The sequence below is a fragment of the Enterovibrio makurazakiensis genome (assembly GCF_050336585.1).
Taxonomy (GTDB): domain Bacteria; phylum Pseudomonadota; class Gammaproteobacteria; order Enterobacterales; family Vibrionaceae; genus Enterovibrio; species Enterovibrio gelatinilyticus.
The window spans coordinates 1-1074 of record NZ_JAKJSE010000059.1 but is presented as its reverse complement, the minus strand read 5'-3'; the positions used below and the strand labels follow the sequence as shown (position 1 = coordinate 1074).

Genomic DNA, 1074 nt, shown 5'->3' with positions numbered 1-1074 from the left:
TGTCTTATGCTTCGATGTTTTTCTATTACACGTACCATATCCTAAGCGGTTGGAAGCTGCCTTATCTAGTCTCTGAATGGACCGATAGTCTTGCAAAAGTGGAACTGCCACAAGAGGTGGCAGATTGGTCGACACCTATTCCTGAGAGCGAATGGGCTAAACCGAGTGAGGAATTGCTAAGAGAACGCGCAGCCATTGAAAAGCACTATGAAGCAGGCGGCGGCATCATGGATTATCGTCAAACTGAGGGTGAGAAGACCCCATAACCATGATCTGGAAAAAAAAGAAAAATCAGGATATCGACCTGACGGAGCTTACGCCCAAGGCGGGAGACACCCGCAAATTTATTGCCGGCGAAGCGGTGTTTTTTTCACCCAAGCCCCTTCCTTCAGCAAAAATTGCCAAAGAAACCGTGGTGACCTCACCCGAAATACTGGCCATTAATGATACGTACATTGATATCGGCCAGCGGAATCAAGGGAAGGCAAGGCAGGTACAACTGGGGAACTCCACGATAGGCTTGATTGCCGTTGTGATGTTGATATTAGCTATCATCTTTGGGTTTAGGGATGCTTCTATTTATGGGTCTATCGAAGCATCATTTCGAGCAGTAGTTGATGAACTCGCTACACCCTTCGCCTTAGCCTTTACCTTTCTTATAGGCATTTGCTGGTACGTCATTATTAGCAGCTCTTTCGATTTTGCCCGCCAGCGTCCTATTCGCTTAAACCGTGAGCGTCGGGAAATCTGCTATTACTCCGACAAAGAAAAAAAGCCCACCATTGCCCCGTGGGAAGAGGTGGTGTGTTGGGTAGCCACGAACCGCGGCACCACAGGCAACAGCATGGTGACGCATTTTACTTTTGGATTGGCCATTCCCACGCCTGATGGCAAGGATTACTGGATACTGCGCCGCCCGATTGCCACAGTGACCGACGGGCAACGCATGTGGGAAACCATGCGCATGTACATGGATGAGCCGCCAGCACGTCGCCCCACCCCAAGCCCCTTTGAAAAAGAAGACCGTGCCTTGTTTGATAAGAACCGTCGTGAAATGCGGGAGAAGTTCAAAAA

Annotated in this window: 1 protein-coding gene and 1 pseudogene; both read left to right on the top strand. The window is 49.3% G+C overall.

Going from position 1 to position 1074, the window contains the following annotated elements; genetic code table 11:
• A pseudogene (locus tag L4D06_RS25400) lies at positions 1–266 on the top strand (hypothetical protein); the annotation flags it as partial.
• Positions 267–268: 2 nt separating this feature from the next.
• Positions 269–1074, top strand: an 806-nt coding sequence (locus L4D06_RS25395) for a DUF6708 domain-containing protein (protein ID WP_429742249.1), incomplete at its 3' end; no start/stop codon positions are given.